The sequence below is a fragment of the Streptomyces sp. 3330 genome, from assembly GCF_031456635.1.
Taxonomy (GTDB): domain Bacteria; phylum Actinomycetota; class Actinomycetes; order Streptomycetales; family Streptomycetaceae; genus Streptomyces.
This window is the reverse complement of record NZ_JAVDVA010000003.1, coordinates 365,432-382,280: the sequence shown is the minus strand read 5'-3', so window position 1 is coordinate 382,280 and position 16,849 is coordinate 365,432. Positions and strand designations below refer to the sequence as shown.

The 16,849-nt window shown below is 74.2% G+C and carries 13 protein-coding genes and 1 tRNA gene; 5 read left to right on the top strand and 9 right to left on the bottom strand.

Features of this window, described 5'->3' with window-relative positions; translation table 11 throughout:
* Positions 1-75 precede the first annotated feature (75 nt).
* Positions 76-3,444, top strand: a complete 3,369-nt coding sequence (locus tag J2X68_RS07620; RefSeq protein WP_310431664.1) for a S41 family peptidase — start codon at positions 76-78, stop codon at positions 3,442-3,444.
* A 97-nt stretch (positions 3,445-3,541) separates the two neighbouring features.
* Here the strand turns inward: J2X68_RS07620 and J2X68_RS07615 are convergent, their stop codons facing one another.
* From J2X68_RS07615 to J2X68_RS07600, 4 genes are all read right to left on the bottom strand, one after another.
* The gene (locus tag J2X68_RS07615; protein WP_310431663.1) at positions 3,542-3,787 is read right to left on the bottom strand and encodes a hypothetical protein; all 246 of its coding nucleotides are present in this window, start codon (positions 3,785-3,787) and stop codon (positions 3,542-3,544) included.
* Positions 3,788-3,879: 92 nt separating this feature from the next.
* Positions 3,880-4,764 carry an SDR family oxidoreductase gene (locus J2X68_RS07610; RefSeq protein ID WP_310431662.1) on the bottom strand — a complete coding sequence of 295 codons (885 nt, stop codon included), beginning with the start codon at positions 4,762-4,764 and terminating at the stop codon, positions 3,880-3,882.
* Positions 4,761-5,636 (bottom strand): alpha/beta hydrolase, encoded by an 876-nt coding sequence (locus tag J2X68_RS07605; RefSeq protein WP_310431661.1) that lies wholly within the window; start codon positions 5,634-5,636, stop codon positions 4,761-4,763. The genes J2X68_RS07610 and J2X68_RS07605 overlap by 4 nt, the downstream gene beginning before the upstream one ends.
* Positions 5,633-7,150, bottom strand: coding sequence for an NAD(P)/FAD-dependent oxidoreductase (locus J2X68_RS07600; protein WP_310431660.1), 1,518 nt, complete (start codon positions 7,148-7,150; stop codon positions 5,633-5,635). The genes J2X68_RS07605 and J2X68_RS07600 overlap by 4 nt, the downstream gene beginning before the upstream one ends.
* A gap of 140 nt (positions 7,151-7,290) precedes the next feature.
* On the opposite strand from J2X68_RS07600, the gene J2X68_RS07595 reads away from it, so the two are divergent.
* Positions 7,291-7,935 carry a MerR family transcriptional regulator gene (locus J2X68_RS07595; RefSeq protein ID WP_310431659.1) on the top strand — a complete coding sequence of 215 codons (645 nt, stop codon included), beginning with the start codon at positions 7,291-7,293 and terminating at the stop codon, positions 7,933-7,935.
* A gap of 183 nt (positions 7,936-8,118) precedes the next feature.
* Here J2X68_RS07595 and J2X68_RS07590 read toward each other — a convergent pair whose 3' ends face one another.
* Positions 8,119-8,922 (bottom strand): exodeoxyribonuclease III, encoded by an 804-nt coding sequence (locus tag J2X68_RS07590; RefSeq protein WP_310431658.1) that lies wholly within the window; start codon positions 8,920-8,922, stop codon positions 8,119-8,121.
* Between the two features lie 141 nt (positions 8,923-9,063).
* Here J2X68_RS07590 and J2X68_RS07585 point away from each other — a divergent pair, with 141 nt between their 5' ends.
* A complete protein-coding gene (locus J2X68_RS07585; RefSeq protein WP_310431657.1) occupies positions 9,064-9,546 on the top strand; it encodes a GNAT family N-acetyltransferase in 483 nt (160 codons plus the stop codon).
* An 89-nt stretch (positions 9,547-9,635) separates the two neighbouring features.
* Here J2X68_RS07585 and J2X68_RS07580 read toward each other — a convergent pair whose 3' ends face one another.
* Positions 9,636-10,247: a response regulator transcription factor gene (locus tag J2X68_RS07580; RefSeq protein WP_310431769.1), complete on the bottom strand. Its 612-nt coding sequence runs from the start codon at positions 10,245-10,247 to the stop codon at positions 9,636-9,638.
* A 20-nt stretch (positions 10,248-10,267) separates the two neighbouring features.
* Positions 10,268-11,707 carry a sensor histidine kinase gene (locus tag J2X68_RS07575; RefSeq protein WP_310431656.1) on the bottom strand — a complete coding sequence of 480 codons (1,440 nt, stop codon included), beginning with the start codon at positions 11,705-11,707 and terminating at the stop codon, positions 10,268-10,270.
* A gap of 133 nt (positions 11,708-11,840) precedes the next feature.
* Between J2X68_RS07575 and J2X68_RS07570 the strand changes: the two genes are divergently transcribed.
* A complete protein-coding gene (locus J2X68_RS07570; RefSeq protein WP_310431655.1) occupies positions 11,841-12,617 on the top strand; it encodes an ABC transporter ATP-binding protein in 777 nt (258 codons plus the stop codon).
* Positions 12,611-15,091, top strand: coding sequence for an FtsX-like permease family protein (locus J2X68_RS07565; protein WP_310431654.1), 2,481 nt, complete (start codon positions 12,611-12,613; stop codon positions 15,089-15,091). Before J2X68_RS07570 ends, J2X68_RS07565 begins: the two co-directional genes overlap by 7 nt.
* Before the next feature lie 120 nt (positions 15,092-15,211).
* On the opposite strand, the gene J2X68_RS07560 is transcribed toward J2X68_RS07565, so the two are convergent.
* Positions 15,212-15,285: transfer RNA gene (locus J2X68_RS07560), tRNA-Ala, on the bottom strand.
* Positions 15,286-15,367: 82 nt separating this feature from the next.
* Positions 15,368-16,759, bottom strand: coding sequence for a gephyrin-like molybdotransferase receptor GlpR (gene glpR / locus J2X68_RS07555; RefSeq protein WP_310431653.1), 1,392 nt, complete (start codon positions 16,757-16,759; stop codon positions 15,368-15,370).
* Between the last annotated feature and the right edge of the window lie 90 nt (positions 16,760-16,849).

Genomic DNA, 16,849 nt, shown 5'->3' with positions numbered 1-16,849 from the left:
CGAACGTGAAGGGCACATAAGTTGCCCGGCCCCATTCGAGTTGCCCGCCCCCATCCGCCGGAAAAGCATGGGGAGGTGAGCTATCTGCGTCTGCCCCACCTCAGTGGTGACCTGCTGTGCTTCGTGGCCGAGGACGACCTCTGGCTGGCCCCCCTCGCCGACCCCGGCCGCGCCTGGCGACTCACCGTCGACCGCACCAAGGCCGGCCACCCCCGGTTCTCCCCCGACGGGAGCCTGATCGCGTACACGAGCTGGCGCAGCCTCGTCCCGGAGATCCATCTCGTGCCCGTGGACGGCGGACCGGGCCGGCGGCTGACCTACTGGGGCAGCTCCGACACCCGGGTCTGCGGCTGGACGCCCCCCGACGCGGACGGCAGCACCGACATCCTCGCCGTCGCCTCCCACGGCGAGCCCTTCTCCTACTTCACCTGGGCCTACAAGGTCCCCACCGACGGCGCGCCCGGCCGCAAGCTCCCCTGGGGCCCGGTCTCCGACCTCCAGACCGCCGACCTCGACGGCGAGGGCAGGACCCTCCTGCTCACCGGCACCCCACCGCACGAGCCCGCCGCCTGGAAGCGCTACCGCGGCGGCGCGACGGGCCGCCTGTGGCTGCACGGACAGCGGCTCCTGGACGGCCTCGACGGCCATCTGCACTCCCCCCTCTTCGTCGGCGGGCGGATCGCCTTCCTCTCCGACCACGAGGGCGTCGGCAACCTCTACTCCTGCGCCCACGACGGCTCCGACCTGCGCCGGCACACCGACCACGACGCCTTCTACGCCCGGCACGCCTCCAGCGACGGCACCCGGGTCGTGTACCAGTGCGCCGGCGACCTGTGGATCGTCGACGACCTCGCCGCCGACTCCGAGCCGCGCCGGATCGACGTCCGGCTCAGCGGGCCGCGCGCGGGGCGGCGGCGCTACCAGATCCCGGCCGCCCAGCACGTGGACGGCGTCTCCGTCGACGAGACGGGACGGGCCAGCGCCGTCGTCGTCCGCGGCAGCCTCTACTGGCTGACGCACCGCGACGGCCCCGCCCGGACGATCACCGACACCCCCGGGGTACGGGTACGGCTGCCGGAGATGCTCGGCTCGGGCGGCCAGATCGCCTACGTGACGGACGCGGAGGGCGAGGACGCCGTCGAGATCGCCCATCTGCCCCGGGCCACCGGCGACCGCCCGCCCCGCCGACTGGCCTCCGGGCGGCTCGGGCGGGTGCTGGAGATGGTGTCCGACCCCGACGGCGAGCGGCTCGCCGTCGCCGCGCACGACGGGCGGCTGCTCCTCATCACCGTCTCCGACGACCTCACCCTGGCCGACGACCTCCCCGGCCCCGCCGACGCCGGGGACCCGGCCGGCACAGGCCCGGACGGCACGGAACCGGACAGCGCGCACGCGGACGGCGCGGACGGGACCGAAGCGGACGGGGCGGTGACCGAGCTGATCTCGTCGGTCAACGGGCCCGTGCGGGACCTGGCCTTCTCCCCCGACGGGAGCTGGCTGACCTGGTCGCATCCGGGGATCGGCCGCTCGCTGCGGCAGATCAAGATGGCCCGCATCAAGGACCGGCTCATCGTGGACGTCACCAACGGCCGGTTCGAGGACGAGAACCCGGTGTTCACCCGGGACGGCCGCTACCTGGCCTTCCTCTCCTGGCGCGGCTTCGACCCGGTGTACGACGTGCACACCGGCGACCTGTCCTTCCCGCTGGGCTGCCGCCCCTACCTGGTGCCGCTGTCGTCGGCGACCCCCTCCCCCTTCGCCCTGACCCCGGAGGGCCGGCCCGCCGCCGGAGGCCTGGACCCGGTGGAGGACGACGAGGGCGGCGACGGAGCCGTGACCGTCGAGGTCGAGGGGCTGGAGAGCCGCGTCACGCCCTTCCCCGTCCCGGCGTCCAAGTACTCGGCGCTGTACCCGGTGGCGGGCGGCGGGCTGGTGTGGCTGCGCTGGCCGATCTCCGGCGCGCTGGGCGAGACCTTCGCCAACCCGGACGACACCAGCGGGCGGCCTACGCTCGAACACTTCAACATCAGCAAGGCGAAGAAGTCCGAACTCGTCGACCACCTCGACTGGTTCGCGCTCAGCGGGGACGGCTCCCGGCTGGTCGTGGTCGACGAGGGCGACCTGCGGGCCGTGCCGTCGGCCGAGTCCGGCGACCTGGACTCCACGGTCTGGATCGACCTGCGGCGCATCCTGCACGAGGTGGACCCCGGCGCCGAGTGGCGCCAGTCCTACGAGGAGGCCGGGCGGCTGATCCGCGCCTACTTCTGGGACCCCGGGATGTGCGGCATCGACTGGGACGCGGTCCTCGACCAGTACCGGCCGCTCGTCGAACGGGTCGCGTCACCGGACGAGTTCGCCGACCTGCTGCGTGAGGTGCTGGGCGAACTGGGCACCTCCCACGCCTACGTCACCGCCGCCCGCCGCAACGAGGGCCCGCCGCACTACCAGCGCCTCCAGGGCCTGCTGGGCGCCAACCTGGTCCACCGGGAGGCCGGTTGGACGGTCCGGCGGATCCTGCCCGGCGACTCCTCCGACTCCAAGGCGCGTTCACCGCTGGCCGGGACCGGGATCCGGGACGGCGCGGTCCTCACCCACGTGGACGGGCGGCCGGTCGACCCGGTGACCGGCCCGTATCCGCTGCTCGCCGGCGCGGGCGGCACCACCGTGGAACTCACCTTCACCCCGGCCCCGGGCGAGACGGGCCGGCCCCGCCGGGTGGCCGTGGTCCCGCTCGTCGACGAACGCCCGCTGCGCTACCAGGACTGGGTGGCCAAACGACGGGCCGTGGTCCACGAGTTGAGCGGCGGCCGGTGCGGCTATCTGCACATCCCCGACATGGGCGGCTCGGGCTGGGCCCAGTTCAACCGCGACCTGCGGATGGAGGTGTCCAGGCCCGCACTCCTCGTGGACGTGCGCGGCAACGCGGGCGGGCACATCAGCGAGCTGGTGGTGGAGAAGCTGACGCGCACCATCCTGGGCTGGGACCTCACCCGCGACGCCCAGCCGGTGTCGTACGCCTCGAACGCGCCGAGAGGCCCGGTGGTGGCCCTGGCCGACGAGGCGACCTCCTCGGACGGCGACATGATCACGGCCGCCTTCAAACTGCTCAAGCTGGGCCCGGTGGTCGGCCAGCGCACCTGGGGCGGTGTGGTCGGCATGACCGGCCGCCACCAGCTCGGCGACGGCACCGTCATCACCGTCCCGATGAACGCCGCCTGGTTCGACGCGTACGGCTGGTCCGTGGAGAACAGGGGCGTCACCCCCGACCTGGAGGTGCTGCGCACCCCGCTCGACTGGGCCGAGGGCCGCCACGCCCAACTCGACGACGCCGTACGGCTGGCCCTGGACCTCCTCACCAGCCGCCCCCCGGCGACCCCGCCGACCTACGACGACGTCCCCGACCGCTCCCGGCCCCGGCTGCCGCCCCGCCGAGGGCGCCGATGAGACGCGGCCTGGCGCTCCGCCGACAGGCAGGGGTGACACGCAGGGGCGCCCTCCCGAGGGAGGGCGCCCCGCGTTCGACGGCGGTAGCCGGGCTCAGCTACACCTCGAAGTCCTGCCCGATGCGCTCGGTGTCCTCGCGCCGCATACGCTCCGGCTGCTGCGGGGACCGCTCGCCGGGACGCTCACCGGGACGCCCGCCGGAACGCTCGCCGGGGTGCTCACCAGGACGCTCGCCCGGACGCTGCTTGCCACGCTGAGCCTGCTCCTTGGCCTGCTCGACCTTCTGCTTGGCCTGCTGCTTGAACTGCTCCGTCTGGTCCTGGAACTTGTCCTTCATACCCATGTGGGTTCACTCCTGTAGGAGATGAGGGGGGTTGGGGCCCCTTGGTGGGGCCTCGACCAGATTCACACGGGCGCTCACGGCACGCATCTCGATCAACTACGCTGCGTAGCCCTCGCCTGTTCGTCGGCGGAGCCGCCCGCGCCCACCAGCCCCGTGCGCATCCCCTGCAGCCGGGGCGCGAACCGCTTCATCTCGCGCTGGCCCACCGTCCCGATGAGCGCGGGCAGATAGCCGCGCACCCCCTGCATCCCGCGCAGCCACCACTGCCCGTACACGTGCGACGAGCGCCGTTCGATCCCGGCCACGATCCGGTCCACGGCCGGCCCCAGCGGGTACGTCTTGTTCGACGGCCACGGCAGCCGCTGCCTCAACTCCCGCATCACCTCATCCTGATCGGCGCCCCGCACCATGTCGGTGTCCGTCCAGGACAGGTAGCCGACGCCGACGCGGACCCCCTGGTGGCCGACCTCGGCGCGCAGGCTGTGCGCGTACGCCTCCACGCCCGACTTGGAGGCGCAGTACGCCGTCATCATCGGCGCGGGGGTGATCGCGGCGAGCGAGGCGATCTGGAGCAGATAGCCGCGGCTCTCCCGCAGCGACGGCAGGAAGGCGCGGGCCGTGACCGCCGATCCGATCAGGTTGACCTCGATGACCCGCCGCCAGGCCTCCGGGTCGGAGTCGGCGAACGGACCGCCGTTGGCCACACCGGCGTTGGCGACCACGATGTCCACCTTGCCGAAGCGCTCCTTCACCTCCGCCGCGACCCGGGCCATCGCCTCGTGGTCGGTGACATCGGCGTACCAGTGGTCGCTGTCGCTGTGCAGGCGCTCGGAGACCTGTTTGAGCGCGTCCGGCTCCAGACCGACCAGCGCCACCTTCACCCCGCGCGCGGAGAGCTTGCGGGCCAGCAGCTCCCCGACGCCCCGCGCGGCCCCGGTCACGACGGCGACCTGTCCTTCGAGACTGACCCTGCTCATGCGCCCTCCTTCAACTGTGCGTACGTGGTGACGAGTTCCCGGATCCGGCCGGTGACCAGGTCGGGTGCCTCGACCGGCGTCATGTGGCCGAGGCCCGGCAGTTCGGTGAGGCCGACGCAGTGCGGGAGCGCGGCCGCGATCCGGCGGGCGTGCACCGGCGGGGTGAGCCGGTCGCCGCTGCCGACGATCACCGCCGTCGGCACCCGCAACTCCCGTACGCCGTGGTCGAGGTCGAGCAGGTTCAGCACGTGCGACCAGGTGTGCCGCACCTTGCGCGGGCAGGCGTGCACGATGCGGGCGCACGCGTCCACCATGTGAGGGGCCGAACCGGAGCCCATCGTGGCGTACTTGAGGATCCGCTTCGCGACCGGCGTGACCGGCCCGAGAGGCGCCCTCGACCCGAGGACGTGCCGGGTCAGCCAGGTCCGCAGCGGTCCGGGCCGCAGCGGGAGGACGGTGGACTCGGCGACCAGGGCCGAGGCGCCGGTGCTGCACAGCAGGACGGCCGCCGCGTGCTCCTGGAAGGACTCCCGGCCGGCCGCCGCGAGCACCGTCATACCGCCCATGGAGTGCCCGGCGATCACGGCCTTCTCGCCGGGCGCGAGCGTCGCGGCGAGAACCGCTTCCAGGTCGTCGGCGAGGGTGTCGGTGCTGCACTCCTTGCTCGGCAGGGTGCGTCCGTGGCCGCGCTGGTCGTAGGCGACGACCCGGTGGTCGGCGGCGAGGTCCCGGATCTGGGCCGCCCAGAACGCGGTCGAGCAGGTCCAGCCGTGGGCGAGGACGACGGCGGGCGCCGTCTCGGGGCCGTGGACCTCGACGTGCAGGAGCGTGCCGTCGGCGGAGACGGCGGTGAGCTCACGGGCGGAGGTCATGCCGTCACCTCGTCGTTCTCGTTGTGCTCCGCACGGGCCGGCGCCGCCGCGGGGGCGCGCAGGACCTCGTACTCCGCGAGGTCCACGCGCCGGGTGGCCCGCCGGAACTCGGCCGTGGTGCCCGGCCAGACGGTGGTGTTGCGGCCGCTCTCGTCCAGGTACCAGCTGGTGCAGCCGCCCGTGTTCCACACCGTCCGCTTCATCCGGTCCTGCACCCGGCGGTTCCAGGCGTGCACGGCGCTCGGCCGGGCGTCCAGCGCCGCGCGTCCGCCGAGGACGTCGAGCTGGCGCAGGTAGTCGGCCATGTAGTTCAGCTGGGACTCGATCATCAGGATCATGGAGGAGTTCCCGAGGCCGGTGTTGGGGCCGATGATCGTCATCCAGTTGGGGAAGCCGGCCGCGGAGGCGCCGCGCAGCGCCTCCATGCCGCCCTTCCAGCTCTCCGCGAGCGTCCGCCCGTCGGCGCCCACCACCCGCTGGGCGATCGGCATGTCGGTGACGTGGAAGCCGGTGCCGAAGACGATCGCGTCGACCTCGGCCTCGCTGCCGTCGGCGGCGACCAGCGTGGACCCGCGGATCTCGCTCAGCCCGCTCGCGACGACGTCCACGTTGGGCTGCGCGAGGGCCGGATAGTAGGTGCTGGACAGCAGGATCCGCTTGCAGCCGATGCGGTAGTCCGGGGTGAGCCTGGCGCGCAGGGCCGGGTCCTTGATGGCGCGGGCCATGTTCTGCTTGGCGAGCCGCTCGACGAGTCCGAGCTGGTTCGGGTGCTTGGTGAACGCCTGGACCTGGAGTTCGCGGATGCCCCAGAGCAGCCCGCGGCGCACCTGGCTGGTGAAGGGCAGCGCGCGGTGCAGTGCGCGCTCCGCGCCGCTGATGGGCCGGTCCATGCGGGGCATCACCCAGGGCGGGGTGCGCTGGAAGAGCGTCAGCCGGGAGACGTCGGGCTGGACGGCGGGCACGATCTGGATGGCGGAGGCGCCGGTGCCGACCATCGCGACGCGCTGCCCGGTGAGGTCGGCGTCGTGGTCCCAGCGGGCCGAGTGGAAGACCTTGCCCGGGAAGGTGTCGAGGCCGGGGATCTCCGGGATCTTCGGGTCGGACAGCGGCCCGGTGGCCGACACGACGACATCGGCGAAGTACCGGCCGCCGCCGGTCTCGATGTCCCAGCGCAGCTCCTGCGCGTCCCACGTCATCCGCAGCACCTCGGAGTCCAGCCGCAGATGCGGACGGAGCCCGAAGACGTCCGCGACGTGTTCCAGATAGGCGCGGATGTGCTCCTGCCCCGAGAAGGTGCGCGGCCAGTCCGGGTTGGGCGCGAAGGAGAAGGAGTACAGGTGGGAGGGCACGTCGCAGGCGCACCCCGGATAGCTGTTGTCCCGCCAGGTCCCGCCGACGCTGCCCGCCCGCTCCAGGACGACGAAGTCGGTGATCCCCTCGCGGCGCAGCCGCACGGCCGCCCCCAGCCCACCGAAACCGGACCCGATCACCGCCACCCGTACGTGTTCGGTCATCCCGACACCTCCTAGCCGTGCGTGCGACTCTACGGACTCTGCCAGTGAACACTGGCGCAATGGGAGCGTAGAGCAGCACCGTACCGATGGGTAGGGCCGGGAGAGGGAAAGTTACCGGCGGTACAACATAGGCTTCGCCCGTGACGGACAAGCGGGAGTACCGAACGGAGGAGCTGGCCGAGGCGGCCGGCATCACGGTGCGCACCCTGCGCTTCTACCGCGAGCGCAAACTCCTCGCCCCACCCCGCCGCGAGGGCCGTATCGCCTGGTACGACGACCACCACCTGGCCCGCCTGCGCACGATCGCGGCGCTGCTGGAACGCGGCCACACCCTCAACGGCATCGCGGAGCTGGCGGACGCCCTCGACCACGGCCGCGGCGTCGCCGACCTCCTGGGCGTCGGCGGCCCCACCGAGGAGGAGCCGGTCCGCCTGACCCCCGAGGAACTCGCCGCGCGCTTCGAGGGCCAGGTCACCACCGAGAACCTCGCCGCCGCCCTGGACCTCGGTTACCTGGGCACCGACGGCGACGAGATCGTCCACATCAGCCGCCGCCTGCTGGACGTGTCCTCCGCCCTGGTCCGCGAGGGCATCCCGCTCGCCGAGGTACTGGCGGCCGGCGTCCGCGTCCGCGAACACGCCGACGCCCTCGCCGCCCTCTTCACCGACCTGATCCTGCGCCACGCGACGGAGGAGGACCTCCCCCGTCTGCGGCCCCTGGCACGCAGCGTGGTCGAGGCGGAACTGTCCCTGGCACTGGACCGACGGCTGCACGGGACGGCCTAGGCCACGAGTCGCCCCGGAGGCCACGACGCCCGTGGTCGGGACTTGCCGTGGTCGCGACGGCCGCGCTCGGGACGGCCTTCCTGTCATCCCCAGGTCGTAGGCGCCGTCGACCCGGGGACCGCGATCGGAGGCGCGGCCGCGTCATCCGCAGGTCGTACGCGCCGTCGCCCCGAGGAACGCCCCTCAGAGGTCGTAGACCACCGTCACCGGAGCGTGGTCCGACCAGCGCTCGCCGTGCGTGGCCGCCCGCTCCACGAATCCCTTGACGGCCTTCTCCGCGAGGGCGGGCGTCGAGACATGGAGGTCGATCCTCCAGCCCGAGTCGTTGTCGAAGGCCCGGCCCCGGTACGACCACCACGAGTACGGCCCCGCCACGTCCGGGTGCAGTGACCGTACGACGTCCACGTAGCCGCCGTCCGTCGGGGCGAAGACCTGGGACAGCCAGTCGCGCTCCTCCGGGAGGAAGCCGGAGTTCTTCGTGTTGGAGCGCCAGTTCTTCAGGTCGGCCTGCTGGTGGGCGATGTTCCAGTCGCCCACGACGAGGACCTCGCGGCCGTCGGCGGCGGCCCGGGCGCGCAGGTCCTTGAGATAGGCCAGGAACTCGCCCATGAAGCGGACCTTCTCGTCCTGCCGGTCGGTGCCGACCTCGCCGGAGGGCAGATAGAGGGAGGCGATCGTCACACCGGGCAGGTCGGCCTCGACGTAACGGCCGCTGCCGTCGAACTCGGACGAGCCGAAGCCGATCCGGACGGCGTCCGGCTCACGGCGGCTGTAGAGGGAGACCCCGGCGCGGCCCTTCGCGGCGGCCGGCGCGTGGGTGACGAACCAGCCCTCGGGAGCCCGCACCGCCTCCGGCAGCTGCCCCGGCTCGGCCCGCACCTCCTGGAGGCACAGCACGTCGGCGGAGGTGTCCGCGAGCCACTCCACGAAGCCCTTCTTCGCGGCGGCACGCAGTCCATTCACGTTCACGGAGGTCACGGTCAGCACCCCGGCACGATACAGGCCCGGCCTCGGCCCGGTCGGCCCGGTCGGCCCGGACCGCACGCCGGCCCCCGGCGGAACCCGGCACACTGGACCGGGTCCGGAATCGACTTTTCCAGAATTGTGCATACAACTACTGTGAGCAGCATGAATATCCGTCCGGTCGCCTTCGACCATCCTGACGCCGTCAAGCTCAACGACGAGGTCCAGGCCGAGTACCACGAGCGCTACGGCGACGGCGGCGACGCCACGGTCCTGGAGCCGTCCGACTTCCGGCCGCCGCGCGGGGTCTACCTCATCGCGTACGACGAGTTGGACCGGCCGGTGGCCACGGGCGGCTGGCGCAGCCAGGAGGGCGACGGCAAGGGACACGAGGACGGCGACGCCGAGCTCAAGCGGATGTTCGTGATCCGGGAGATGCGGGGCAGGGGGCTGGCCCGGCGGATGCTCACCGCGCTGGAGGAGGACGCGCGGGCGGCCGGCCGCGTCCGGATGGTCCTGGAGACCGGCACCGAGCAGCCCGAGGCCATCGCCCTGTACACCTCCAGCGGATACGCGCCGTGCGCGAAGTTCGGCTACTACCGCGCGTACGAGAACAGCCGCTGCTACGCCAAGCCGCTCGGCTCCTGAAGGAACCCCGGTCCACGGCGCACCTCGGCGCCGCAGGAGGCCCGGCTCCAGAGCAATCTGGACTTCCGGGGAGGCTCTTCCGAGGAGGCTCAGCTTCTGAGGTAGGCGAGCACCGCCAGGACGCGGCGGTGGGTGTCGTCCGCCGGCGGCAGGTCCAGCTTGGTGAGGATGCCCCCGATGTGCTTGCCGACGGCCGCCTCCGACACGACCAGCTGACGGGCTATCGCGCCGTTGGACCGCCCCTCCGCCACCAGCGCCAGCACCTCCCGCTCGCGCGGGGTGAGCCGGGCCAGCGGGTCGCGGCGCCGGCGCAGCAGCTGCCGTACGACCTCGGGGTCGACGACCGTGCCGCCGGCCGCGACCTCGCGCAGCGCGTCCACGAACTCCTCCACCTGGCCGACCCGGTCCTTGAGCAGATAGCCGACGCCGATGCCGTCGCCGGAGTCGAGGAGTTCGGCCGCGTACGCGCGCTGCACGTACTGGCTGAGGACGAGCACCGGCAGCCCGGGCCGCTCCGCGCGCAGCCGGACCGCCGCCCGGAGTCCCTCGTCCTGGAACGCGGGCGGCATGCGGACGTCCGTCACGACGATGTCGGGCGCGTGGTCGGCGACCGCGTCCAGCAGACCCGGCGCGTCGCCCACCGCCGCGACCACCTCGTGCCCGAAGCGGGTGAGCAGCGCCGTCAGGCCGTCGCGCAGCAGGACGCCGTCCTCGGCGAGGACTACGCGGAGGCCTCGGTGACCGTTCCCGGCCGCGGGCTCGGCGCGGTCGGCGGCGGCCCCGGCCGGCTCGGCTCGTCCGGCCGACCGGGCCGGTCCGGACGACTCGACCGGCCGGTCCGGTCCGCAGGGCTCGACGGGTTCGAACGGCCGGGCCGGCTCGGCTCGCAAGGGATCTCCACACGCAGCAGGGTCGGTCCGCCCGGCGGGCTGGTCAGGGTCAGTCTTCCATCGAGCACCGACACCCGGTCCGCGAGACCGGTGAGGCCGGTGCCGCGGGCGCTGTCGGCGCCGCCGCGGCCGTCGTCCGTCACCTCCAGGACCAGCAGCCGCCCGTCCCGGTGCTCGGCCCGCACACGCGCGTGCCGCGCGCCGCTGTGCCGGGCCACGTTGGCCAGCGCCTCACGGACCACGAAGTAGGCGGCGGCCTCCACGGCCTGCGGGAGCCGCGGCGCCGACCGGGCGAACTCGACGTCCACGGGGACGGGCGAGCGGTCGGCCGCGTCGGCGACGGCCGCCTCCAGGCCGTAGTCGGCGAGCACCTGGGGGTGGATGCCGTGGATCAGCTCACGCAGTTCCGCGAGGGCCGCGCCCGCCTCCTCGTGGGCCCGGGCGAGCTGCTCGGCGAGTGGACTGCCGGGCGGGGCGTCGAGCCGCGCCAGCCCGAGGTTCATGCTGAGTGCGACCAGACGCTGCTGGGCGCCGTCGTGCAGATCGCGTTCGATCCGTCGGCGCTCCCCCTCGAACGCGTCGACCAACCGCGCGCGTGAACGCGTCAGTTCGACGACCCTGGCCCGCGGATCACCCCCGCGCGGGGCGACGAGCAACCGGGTCAGCGCCGCCCGGGCGCCCGCCGCGGCCCCCAGGGCGTAGCCGCCGGCGGCCAGCAGCAGCACGCCCAGCGCGGCGGCGCCGAAGGCGGCCGGCCAGCCGGTCACCGTCCACACCTTGAGCACCTTCGTCTCACGGCCGCCGCCGACCGTCGCCAGCAGCAGCGGGGCCGCGACCGTCGCGAGGGGGACGACCAGGGCGACGGTCAGCAGGAGCGCCTCGGCCGGCCAGAGGAGACAGGCGGTCAGGAGGGTGTGGCCGAGTTCGCGCCAGGTGGCCCGTTCCCGGAGGCGGGTGGCGAGCCAGCCGCGCAGGCCCGGCGCGGCGGGCCCGGCGTGCGCGCCCGGCGCGTCGTCCCCGTCGACGAGGCGCAGCCGGCGCCGCTCCAGGGCGGCCACGGGCAGCCCGGCGAAGGCGAGGGCCGCGAGCAGCGGCAGCCCGACCAGGACGACCGCGAGTACCCCGCCCACGGCGATCGCCGCGGACAGTCCCACGAGCACGGCGGCCCCGGTGACCGCTCCCGTCAGCAGATAGGCGACGGCGCGCCAGGGCCACGGCGACAGCAGGTAGCCCGGTCGGTTCAAGGCCTGACACACGTTTCGGGGTCGCATACGGATCACCGTAGAAGGGGCGGCGCGCCGGGACCATCGGTCTGACCGGAGGTCCGGGGGTATGCCTGGCCCTACCCCAGGTCTCGGTCCTGCCCGAGAGACCGGACCGGGGTGCGCGCGGTTTCGTGGGGTCATGACCACACACGCCGTCCAACTGACCTCCGTGAGCAGGCGATACGGTGCCGAGGGCGCCGGGGTGACCGCGCTCGACGACGTCACTCTCGCCCTCCCCCGCGGCTCCTTCACCGCCGTCATGGGGCCGTCCGGCTCGGGCAAGTCGACGCTGCTCCAGTGCGCCGCGGGGCTGGACCGGCCGACCTCGGGGTCGGTGCGGATCGGCGGGACCGAACTGACCGGGCTGAGCGAACGGCGGCTGACGCTGCTGCGCCGGGAGCGGATCGGTTTCGTCTTCCAGTCGTTCAACCTGCTGCCCGCCCTCACCGCCGAGCAGAACGTCGCCCTCCCGCTGCGGCTCGCCGGCCGCCGCCCGACCGGGGCGCAGGTCCGTGACGCCCTGCGCCAGGTCGGACTCGCCGATCGCGCGGGGCACCGCCCGGACCGGCTCTCCGGCGGCCAGCAGCAACGCGTCGCCCTCGCCCGCGCCGTGATCACCCGCCCGGAGGTGCTGTTCGGCGACGAACCGACCGGCGCCCTGGACTCCCGTACCGGCCGCGAGGTGCTGACCCTGCTGCGCTCCCTGGTCGACGACGCCGGCCGGACGGTCGTGATGGTCACCCACGACCCGCTCGCCGCCTCCTACGCGGACCGGGTGCTCTTCCTGGTCGACGGCCGCGTCCACGGCGAACTCTCCGGCGCCGAGGCGTCCGTGGCGGCGATCGCGACCCGGATGGCGGGGCTGGAGACCGCGGCCGACGCGGCCGCGCTCTCCCCGGCGGGTGCCGCGTGCTGAGCGTCGCGTGGCACACCCTGCGCGCCCGGTGGGCCGCCTTCGTCGGCAGTTTCGTCGCCCTCGCGCTCGGCGTCGCGCTGCTCACCGTGATGGGACAGGCGCTGGCCGCATCCCTGGACGCGCCGGCGCGCGCCCCGGAGCGGTTCGCGGCGGCGCCGGTGGTGGTCGCGGGCCAGGACACCCTGCGGGTGGCGACCGCGACCGGTGAGCGGACGAAGAGGCTGGACCGGCCGCGTCCGGTGCCCGCCGGGACCGTCGCCGCGCTCCGCGCGCTCGGCCCGGTCACCGAGGACCGCTCCTTCCCGGTCCGCGCGTACGGCTCCCCCGCCGCGCCGGACGACCTGGTCGGCCACCCGTGGTCGACGGCCCGCTTCGCCCCCTACCGGCTGACCGCGGGCCGGGCCCCGGCAGCGGCCGACGAGGTGGCGACGAGCGGCGACTGGGCGACCGTAGGCACCCGACTGCGCACCGCGGACGGCCCGTTGCGCGTCGTCGGCACGGTCGTGCGAGCACCTGGACCCGGCCCCGCATCCGGCCCCGGACGCGAACCCGAACCCGCCGAGCCCGAGCGCGGTGTCGAGCACGCCGTGTTCTACCAGGACGCCCGAGCGGCCCGTCTCGGGCCCGAGTCGACGCAGCTGGTCGTCGAGGCGGACACGGCGGCCGTACGGGCGGCGGTCACGGACGAGGACGTGCGGGTCCTCACGGGGGACGCCCGCCGGTCCGCCGACGCCGACCCGGACCGCGACGCCGAGGCCCTGACGGCGCTGAACGCCCTGTTCGGCACGGCGGGCGGGGTGAGCGCCTTCGTGTCCGTGTTCGTCGTGGCCTCCACCTTCGCCTTCGCGGTCGACCGGCGGCGCCGCGAGTTCGGCCTGCTGCGCACCGCCGGGGCGACGCCGGGCCAGATCCGCCGGAGCGTCCTGGCGGAGGCACTGCTGGTCGGCACGCTCGCCTCGGCGGCGGGCTGCGTGCTGGGCGGGTTCGGCGCGCCGTTCCTGACCGAGGTGGTGGTCGACGGCGGCCTCGCGCCCGACCGGTACGCGATCGGCGGCCCTTCGGCCGGCTACTGGCCGTACCACCTGGCCTTCTGGACGGGCCTGCTGGTCGCGCTGTGCGGTGCGCTCGCCGCGTCCTGGCGGGCCGGACGCACCGCCCCGGCCCAGGCGTTGCGCGAGGCCTCGGTGGACGGGCGCGCGCTGACCCGGGGACGGCGCGTGTGCGGTACGGCGCTGCTGCTCGCGGCGGTCGCGACCCTGGCGTACACACTGGTGACCGATCCGGGCGAGCTGCTGCACCGCAAGTCGTACATCAGCCGTCCGATGCTGCTCATCACCGCGGTGGCGCTGCTCTCGCCCCTGATGGTGCGTCCGCTGGTGCCCCGACTGCCGGGCGCGGTCGGCCTGTTGGCGCGGGCCGGGGCGGTCGCGGCGGTCCGCCGTACCGCCGCGGTGGCCGCGCCCGTCCTGGTCACCGTCGCGCTCGCGGGCTCCCTGCCGGGCGCGACGGCCACGATCGGCGCGGCACGGGCGGCGGAGACGGAGCAGCGGACGATCGCCGACTTCGTCGTGACACCGCGGGACGGGACGGCCCTGCGGGCAACGGCGGTCGAGGAGCTCCGGCGGGTGCCCGGCGCGATCGTGTCGGCCGGTTCCGCCACCAGCGTGTTCACGCTGGAGGACGGCGTGGCCCTGGTCAAGTCCGGTGCCCGGGCGGCCGATCCGGCGGCGCTCGCCGCCACCGTGCGGCTGCCCGTGACGGCCGGGCGGCTCGGCGACCTCGACGACGGGTCGATCGTCGTGACCGAGGAGTGGGCGCGGCACCGGGTGGGACAGCGGGTGCGGGTGTGGCTCGGCGACGGTACGCCGAAGACCCTCCGCATCGCCGCCGTGCTGGCCGTCGGCACCGGCGACGACGGCGCCTACGTCACCCCGGCCAACGCGGGTGGCGCGGGCGTGGACCGCGTGGACGTACGGGTGCGGGCGGGCGCCGACGCGACGGCGGTGGCGGCGCGGCTGCGGACCGTCGACGGGGCGCGGGTGACGAGCAGGACGCAGTGGGTGCGAGCCGCCCGGCCGGAGACGAACCGGACGACCCGGCTCGGCATGCTGCTCGTCCTGGGTGTCGCGCTTCTCTACACCGGCATCTCGCTGGCCAACACCCTGGCCATGGCGGCCGCCGAGCGCCGGCCCGAGCTGACGGCGCTGCGGCTGGCCGGCGCGACGAGCGGCCAGATCCTGCGCCTGGCCGCCACCGAGGCGCTGACCGCCGTGGCGATCGGCGCGCTGCTGGGCCTCCTGGTGACGGTGGTCGATCTGACCGGCCTGAGCGCCGCCCTGCACCTGCTCTCGGCCCCGCCCGCGATCGCCCCGCCCTGGCAGGCACTCGCCTGGACGACAGCGGCCTGCGCCCTGCTCGCCACCGTCACGGCAGTGACGTCGACCACACCGTCCCTCCGTCCGCCCCGGCCATGAACCACGGGACCTGAAGCACGGAACCTGAACCACCGCGTCCACGGCCGGACCTGGGCCCACCGACCGAGCACGAACGCGACAGAGCCCCCGTCGGTTACCCGACGGGGGCTCTATGATGCGTGGACCTGTGGGGATTTGAACCCCAGACCCCCTCGATGCGAACGAGGTGCGCTACCAGACTGCGCCACAGGCCCTTGCAACGAGTGAAACTCTAGCATCCCGGTCGGCCTGCTTGGAAATCCGTTCCCCGAGGCCGGGAGCGGGATGCCTGGGCCCTCATTCGTTGGCGGCCAGCGGCCGCTCGCCGTCCTCGTACTGATCGAACAGCGGGGTGCGGCCGCGTTCGCGCGAGCGCCTGGCCGAGGCCGCGCGCCGGGCGTCGCTCCGCTCGTCGCCGTCCTCGTCCCTGTCCGCCGCGGGGTCGGCCGCGTCGGCTTCCCCGGCCGGCGCGTCCCCGGCGTCCGCGGCCTCGTGCTCCGGCGCCACCGAGCTCGAGCGGGCCGAGCTCCAGGCGTCCGGCGCCCCGAGATCCACGTCGGACGTGGCGCGCGGCGCGACCGGCGCGGTCACGTACGTCGGCAGCGGTACCGGTACCGGGTCCCAGCTCTCGCCGTGTCCGGGACGGCGCTGCCGCTCGCGCTGCTGGTCGACCCACTCGGCGTGATCGGTCTGCTCGACGAGCGCCCTGCGGTCCGCGGCGAGCGCCAGCAGCCCCGGGTCGGTCTCCGGCTCGGGGGCCGCGTGGGGCTCCTCTGCGCCGGCGTCGGGGCCGGCGTCGACGGACGAGGCGTTCGCCGAGGCGGGCGCACGCCTGCGGGGCTGACGCTCCCGCAGGCGCTGCGCGGCGACCTCGGCGCGCCTGCGGTCCATCTGGAAGGCGAAGCGGCGGCGCTCCTGGGAGCGCAGGTACCCGATGTACGCGCTGAGCAGGACGGCGGGTACGCCGGGCGCCCACAGGAACGCGAGCCCGCCGACCGCCGCGACGATCGCGCCGAGCGTGAAGGCCAGGAAGAGCATCACCGTGGTGCGCCGCCGGCGCGCGAGCGCCTTCGAGCGCTGGGCGCGCGCGGCGGACGCCTGCTCGGCGGGCGTCCGCCGGGCGACCGGCGCCCGGCGGGCGACCGCGGCGGCCCCCTCGCGTGCGGACTTGGCGCCCTGTTCCCGGTGGTCGTGCGCGGACGCGGGCTTGGCCACCGGCTCGCGCGCCGGTTCACGCGCCGCCTCCGGACGCCCCGACCCTCGCTCCTGACCGCGCTCCTGGGAGCGCTCCGGGGCTCGTTCCTGACCGCGCTCCTGACCGCGCTCCTGGGAGCGCTCCGGGGCTCGTTCCTGACCGCGTTCCTGTGCCCGTTCCTGGCCGCGCTCCTGAACCGGCGCCTTCACCTGGGGGCGGGTCGGAGGCATGGCGAAGGACCGGACGTCCACCGATGCGGTGACGGCGTCCGGAACGTCGGCGTCCGACTCCCCCTCCTCGGTGGAGCGCGCCCGCAGGTCCTTGGCGTACCGGCGCTCCATCCCCGCCCGTCCGGACAGCAGCCGGATGGCGGTGCTGAAGCGTTCCGTCGGACGGGCCTCGTTCAGCTCGTCCTGCCTACGGAGCCACATAGGCACCAAGTAGGCGGCCCAGGCCCCGACAATGACTGCGTAGATGAGGCCGCTGCTGCTCACGCCTCACACGGTAGAGGGGTTTACGTGAGGCCATCCGCCAATTGGGCCGGTGTGTCGCACGATCTGGCTGATATTTCGAACTTTTTTTGC

Bases quoted from the DNA above. Each gene is read 5' to 3' on its own strand.
- J2X68_RS07570 (WP_310431655.1), top strand. From the start codon at position 11,841: ATGACCACACACGCCGTCCAACTGACCTCCGTGAGCAGGCGATACGGT.
- J2X68_RS07605 (WP_310431661.1), bottom strand. From the start codon at position 5,636: ATGACCTCCGCCCGTGAGCTCACCGCCGTCTCCGCCGACGGCACGCTC.
- J2X68_RS07575 (WP_310431656.1), bottom strand. From the start codon at position 11,707: ATGCGACCCCGAAACGTGTGTCAGGCCTTGAACCGACCGGGCTACCTG.
- J2X68_RS07600 (WP_310431660.1), bottom strand. From the start codon at position 7,150: ATGACCGAACACGTACGGGTGGCGGTGATCGGGTCCGGTTTCGGTGGG.
- J2X68_RS07610 (WP_310431662.1), bottom strand. From the start codon at position 4,764: ATGAGCAGGGTCAGTCTCGAAGGACAGGTCGCCGTCGTGACCGGGGCC.
- J2X68_RS07585 (WP_310431657.1), top strand. From the start codon at position 9,064: ATGAATATCCGTCCGGTCGCCTTCGACCATCCTGACGCCGTCAAGCTC.
- J2X68_RS07615 (WP_310431663.1), bottom strand. From the start codon at position 3,787: ATGGGTATGAAGGACAAGTTCCAGGACCAGACGGAGCAGTTCAAGCAG.